This is a genomic window from Vibrio sp. V03_P4A6T147 (assembly GCF_002241085.1).
Classification (GTDB): domain Bacteria; phylum Pseudomonadota; class Gammaproteobacteria; order Enterobacterales; family Vibrionaceae; genus Vibrio; species Vibrio anguillarum.
Window position 1 is genome coordinate 1 of sequence record NZ_NDIO01000073.1, and the last position, 6043, is coordinate 6043.

Sequence of the window (6043 nt, forward strand, 5' to 3'; positions counted from 1 at the left end):
ACGCAATTCCAAGCTGAATTCTTCTTCTTGAGAAGCGCGATCAACGGGATCGGGAAAGTTTGCGGCTTCATCTTGCATATGGTGAACGGTACGCTCAACTTCTTCACGAAGTTGGTTGCGCCAAGCACTTAAAATTTTTGTAAAGTGAGCTATTTGCTCAGGTGACATATACTCTTCACCTGGCTTTTCCTGATACGGCTCAACACCTGCAATGGCTAGGATGCCTATCGCTTTTTTCTTTAATTCCGGCATGCAGCATCTCCTACTAACACCTAGTCAACTGCGCGAGCAGCTAATTTTAGGCGGGTATCTATAGCAAAAAGATCTATAGGAGGCAAACACTCAATCGTAAACTTATTGTCAATGTGAAGGCGCCATCAATTTTTTGTCACTAATGGGCGAATTCTACAGTGTTAACGAGCTTGATTTCATTCCTTGAAAGTACAGCCTTGTAGCACAGTACTTCCACCCCTTCTTTTTGCGCTTGTTTCAATAATAGTGAATAGTTTGCGTCTATATGGAGTGCAGGCGAGACTTTTTCAATCCCTGAATGCAAAACAGCAAACAAAAGTACTGCTCTGCTTCCACTTTTTGCCATTTCCGTTAATTCACGCAAATGCTTTTGTCCACGCGTTGTAACGGCATCGGGGAAATAACCTTGTCCTGAATTGCAGGCGATATCGTCCTGTGGAGAGTAACGTTCATCCAATAAGGTGACGCTTTTCACTTCTATATAGCACGTCGGTTTAGAGGGTGATTTGAGCAAGATATCAATTCGGCTATTTTCTTGGCCGTAGCGCATTTCAGTTTGTAATTGCTCATATCCTTGCAGCTCTTTGATGATGCCGTTTTGAATCGCTTCTACTGCCAGCGTATTCGCCCGAGCCGTGTTGACGCAAATGCAGTGGCCTTGCTGGGTTTCAGTCAGCTCCCAACTGTGTGGGTATTTACGTTTAGGGTTGTCCGAGGTGGAGAACCAGACACGATTACCCGCCTCGGCGCAGCCCGTCATCGCGCCAGTATTGGCGCAGTGAATAGTCTCTTGTTGACCATCGGCAAACTCAATGTCGGCCAAAAAACGCTTGTAGCGTTTGAGTAAGGTCGCGGATCGAAGTGGAGGATTGAACTGCATTTATCTACTGTTTTTATGTACAATGTTGCCGCCATTTAACCATAAGGATTGCACATTGTCACAATTGCCCATTCAAGCTGTGATGCCCGAGCTGCTGGCGGGAGTACAAGCTCACCCACAGATGATTGTCAAAGCCGCTCCTGGCGCGGGTAAGTCGACCCATTTCCCGTTACAGCTATTAAAAGCGCAATTATTCACGGGTAAGATCATCATGCTTGAACCGCGTCGTTTGGCGGCGCGCAGTATTGCTTGCTATTTAGCACAGCAATTAGGTGAGAGTGTTGGGCAAACCGTCGGCTATCGTATGCGTGGTGAGAGTAAAGTCAGCACAGCGACACAGCTTGAAATTGTGACAGAAGGGATCATGACACGTATGATCCAAACCGATCCTGAGCTAAGCGGAATCGATCTCTTGATCTTCGATGAGTATCACGAGCGGAGTATTCACGCGGATACGGCTCTCGCATTAAGTTTGGAAGTGCAATCAGCTCTGCGAGAAGATCTTAAAATCGTCGTAATGTCGGCAACCTTAGATCAACTGGCATTGCAGTCATTATTACCCCAAGCACTTTATGTGCAATCTGAAGGTCGCGCTTATCCGGTTGAAGTGCGCTATGCACCGCTGCGAGCCAATGATTATCTTGTGCCGACGATGAGCAAACAGATTGAAGGCTTGATGCGAGCTGAAAGTGGCTCTCTGCTGGCTTTTTTACCTGGCGTTTCAGCCATTAAACAGCTTGAACAGCAGCTCGCACACTTAGCCGATGAGTTTGATATTTGTCCTTTATACGGGCAGTTGAGTCTACAAGCGCAGCAAAAAGCGATTGCGCCTGCAGTAGCAGGCAAACGGAAAATTGTGCTAGCGACTAATATTGCCGAAACATCGCTGACCATTGAGGGGATACGCTTAGTGGTGGATGCAGGGCTAGAGCGGATAGCGAAGTTTGATCTTAAAACGGGCATCACTCGTTTAGAGCAAGTGAAAATTGCCCAGTCATCGGCGCAGCAACGCACGGGGCGCGCCGGACGCCTAGAACCTGGCATCTGTTTGCGCCTTTACAGCGAAGCACAATATAAGCAGCAACCCCAAGTGCCGAGCGCGGAAATATTGCACAGTGACTTAGCGTCTTTAGCGATGGAGCTTGCGCAGTGGGGTGTGGTGTCGGTCAACGATTTGCCTTGGCTGGATACACCACCACCAGCAGCGATGCAGCAAGCTTGGAGTCTATTGCATACGCTTGGTTTGATGGACAGCAAACAGCAGCTCAGCGCATTGGGTAAAAAAGCGCAGTCACTCGGTGTGGAACCAAGGCTGGTGAGTATGCTGCTCAAAGCCCATGAAACGAGTGATTCAATGCTAAATACGGCGCTCGCTGTGACCGCTTTATTGGAAGAGCCTGAGCGTAATGTGCTGGATTTACAACATAGCTTAATGCGTTGGCAGCAAGCGACTCACCCTAAAACACAAAACCTACATCAGCGTGCCACGACGCTTGCGCGCGCACTCGGTGGCCAATTTCAGCTAACACAAGTGGATGAATCATTGTTGGCGTTAGTGCTGAGTTTGGCTTTTCCCGATCGCATTGCCCAGCGTCGCAGCGAGTCGCAACGGGGGCAGTTTTTATTGGCGAATGGTCACGGCGCGCAAATGCGTGACGATGAACGCCTCGCTGGCGCGCACTATTTAGTGGTGGTGGATTTAATGCGCAGCGGCTCACAAGCGAGCCAAATCTTTGTTGCGACAGAGTTGGATATTGATGCACTGCAAGCCCATTTCCCTGAGCTATTTAGTACACAAGAACGAGTCGATTGGGATGAGAAAGCGGGGAAACTTTGCGCGGAAAGGCTAACCCTGTGCGGTAAATTGGTTATTGAGCGTGAAGCGCTGCCAGAGCCTGCTCATGAAAAAATGACGCAAGCCTTGCTCAATTATGTCCGTCGCAAGGGGCTATCGGTATTACACTGGAGCGAAGCGGCGAGCGCTTTATTAACGCGCATACGTTGCGCTGCGCAATGGCTACCGGAAGCGGCGTGGCCTGCTGTCGAGGAACAAGCGCTGCTCGATGATCTTGAAATTTGGTTAGCCCCCTATTTAGTCGGGGTAAAATCGGTCAAAGCGTTAGCGAAAGTACCGCTTCTTGATGCACTCAATGCCTATTTAGGTTGGCCATTAAACCAAGAGATTGATCGCTGGCTTCCAACTCACCACCCGCTACCCACAGGTAATCGAGCCGCCATTCGTTATCAACTGGGCGCGGAGCCGATGCTGTCGGTCCGTATGCAGGAGATGTTTGGCGAGCAAGATTCCCCCACCATCGCTCAAGGGCGTAAAAAAGTGGTAATGGAACTGCTCTCACCTGCGCAGCGGCCTTTGCAGGTAACTCAAGATCTCGCCGGTTTCTGGCAGGGCGCTTATAAAGAAGTACAAAAAGAGATGAAAGGGCGTTACCCAAAACACGTTTGGCCTGATGATCCTGCCAACCACATAGCGACGACGAAAACTAAGCGGCAATTAGCACAATGACAACCCAGAAAAAGCCTACGGGCACTCAAAAAAATAGCGTAAAAAAACCTTCACGTCGCCCGGCTAAGAAGCCTTCAGCGCCACGCAAAGCATGGTGGAAAATTGTGTGGGGTATTGGCTGGAAACTGAGCCTTGCACTGGCTGCGGTGCTGTTGTTTGTTGGTATTTACCTAAATAGCGTGGTTAAACAACGCTTCGAAGGCCAGCTTTTTGATTTACCGACCGTCGTGTATGCGCGTATTTTGAATTTAGCACCCGGTGATGACATCCCGTTGCAAGAGCTGCGCAATGAGCTTGATGTACTCAACTATCGCAAAGTGAACCAGCCACGCTATGCTGGCGAGTACTCTTCATCATCAAGCAAAATTGAGATCATCCGCCGCCCTTTTGAGTTTGCCGATGGCCCTGAGCCTGACCGCCATGTGATGCTCCATTTTAATGACAGCGGTTTAGTTCGTATCCAATCTCTTGAGCAAAAAGGGGATTTAGGTTACTTGCGTATTGAGCCCAAAATGCTCGGCATGCTTGAAAAAGGCAACGATGAGCAGCGGCTATTTTTACGTCGTGATCAGTTTCCTGAAGTGATGGTGGATGCGTTGCTTGCGACCGAGGATCGCTATTTTTATCAACATGATGGCATCTCTCCATTTGCGATTGCCCGTGCTTTAGTAGCCAACATTAAGGCTGGGCGCACCGTGCAAGGCGGCAGCACGTTAACTCAACAGCTGGCAAAAAATATTTTCTTATCCAGCGATCGAACCTTATGGCGTAAAGTGCGTGAAGCTTATATGGCGCTCATTATTGACTATCGCTACAGTAAAGATCGCATTTTAGAAGCCTATCTAAATGAGGTTTATTTGGGGCAAAGTGGCGGTGAGGCGATTCACGGTTTCGGCCTCGCCTCACGGCTTTATTTCGGTCAACCATTGCAAGAATTGCGTATTGATCAACTAGCGTTGTTGGTGGGCATGGTTAAAGGGCCTTCTTATTATAACCCGGCGCGTTACCCTGAACGTGCTAAAGAGCGTCGCGACTTGGTTTTAAAGCTGATGATGCAGCAAGATATTTTGACGGCTAAACAGTTTGAACAAGCGGCCAGTCGACCGTTAGATGTGCAAAAGCATCCTCACATTGCCAGCCGCCAGCCAGCGTATTTTCAGCAGTTAAAAATTGAACTGAAAGAGAAAGTGGGCGACGCCTTCAAAGCGGATACTGGCCTGCGCGTTTTTACCTCGCTCGATCCTGTTTCGCAAGTCAAATTGGAGCTGGCGATTGATCGACAAATTCCAGTGCTTTCCAAAACGGCGGGGAAAAACTTAGAAGCCGCAGCAATCGCTGTTGATCGAACCAGTGGTGAAATCCGTGCCATGGTTGGCGGTAAACAGACCGGTTATGACGGCTTTAACCGCGCTTTAAATGCAAGCCGTCCTATCGGCTCGTTAGTCAAACCAGCGGTCTATCTCACCGCACTCGCACAGCCAGATAAATACAACTTAGCCAGCACGCTTATCGATAAACCCATCACACTCAAAGGGAACAAAGGCGAAGTGTGGTCACCGCGCAACTTTGATCGTCAGTTCCGTGGTGAAGTGCCGTTGTATCTCGCGTTAGCTAAATCACTCAATGTGCCCACGGTACAATTGGGCATGCAGCTTGGGATTGAACAAGTTTCTGACACTTTGGTGCGGCTCGGTGTCAACAAAGAGGAGATCCGTCCTGTACCGTCGATGTTTCTTGGCGCATTCTCTCTGACGCCTTATCAAGTGGCGCAGATGTACCAAACCTTAACCAACTCGGGTAAAAAAGCGCCCTTATCGGCGCTGCGCTCGGTATTGGATTTAGAGGGCAATGTGCTCTATCAATCAATTCCCAAAGTATCCCAAGCCGTTGAGCAGCAAGCGGCGTGGCTTACAACTTATGCGATGAAGCGAGGAGTACTTGAAGGGACCGGGCGCTATCTCAATAACCAGTTCGCTTGGGCTGCATTGGCGGGGAAAACTGGTACCACTAACGATAGCCGCGACAGTTGGTTTGTCGGGGTGGATGGCCGTGAAGTCACCACGGTTTGGCTTGGCCGCGATGATAATCAGCCGATCAAACTTACGGGTTCGAGTGGTGCATTACGGGTGTACGCGGAATATTTACAACATCGGATCCCGGAAAAATTACTTCTTCCTTGGCCGCAAGGCATTACCACGATTGGCTTTAAAACCAGTTCCGAGGGTGAATTAGTCCAAGATTGTCACAACGAATTTAAACTGCCCATGTGGGATAAAAGCGGCGCATTGAAACAGAGCTGTAATAAACAACCAGGACAATGGTTAAAAAATCTCTTTCAGTGGTAGCTGGGGGAGTTTATATTAAATTGATTTCAAAGGGATTTAAGG

The 6043-nt window shown here is 48.9% G+C and carries 3 protein-coding genes and 1 pseudogene; 2 read left to right on the forward strand and 2 right to left on the reverse strand.

The features are described from left to right. Together dksA and sfsA are read right to left on the reverse strand one after the other, a co-directional pair. Positions 1-252: pseudogene (gene dksA, locus B9J84_RS02510) on the reverse strand (RNA polymerase-binding transcription factor); the annotation flags it as partial. Positions 253-391: 139 nt separating this feature from the next. Beyond that, positions 392-1132, reverse strand: coding sequence for a DNA/RNA nuclease SfsA (sfsA, locus tag B9J84_RS02515; RefSeq protein WP_094123458.1), 741 nt, complete (start codon positions 1130-1132; stop codon positions 392-394). Between the two features lie 55 nt (positions 1133-1187). Here sfsA and hrpB point away from each other — a divergent pair, with 55 nt between their 5' ends. Both hrpB and mrcB read left to right on the forward strand, forming a co-directional pair. Beyond that, a complete protein-coding gene (hrpB, locus tag B9J84_RS02520; RefSeq protein ID WP_094123459.1) occupies positions 1188-3656 on the forward strand; it encodes an ATP-dependent helicase HrpB in 2469 nt (822 codons plus the stop codon). Beyond that, complete coding sequence (gene mrcB, locus B9J84_RS02525; protein ID WP_094123460.1) at positions 3653-6001, forward strand: penicillin-binding protein 1B; 2349 nt, start codon at positions 3653-3655, stop codon at positions 5999-6001. Before hrpB ends, mrcB begins: the two co-directional genes overlap by 4 nt. The last annotated feature ends 42 nt before the right edge of the window (positions 6002-6043 follow it).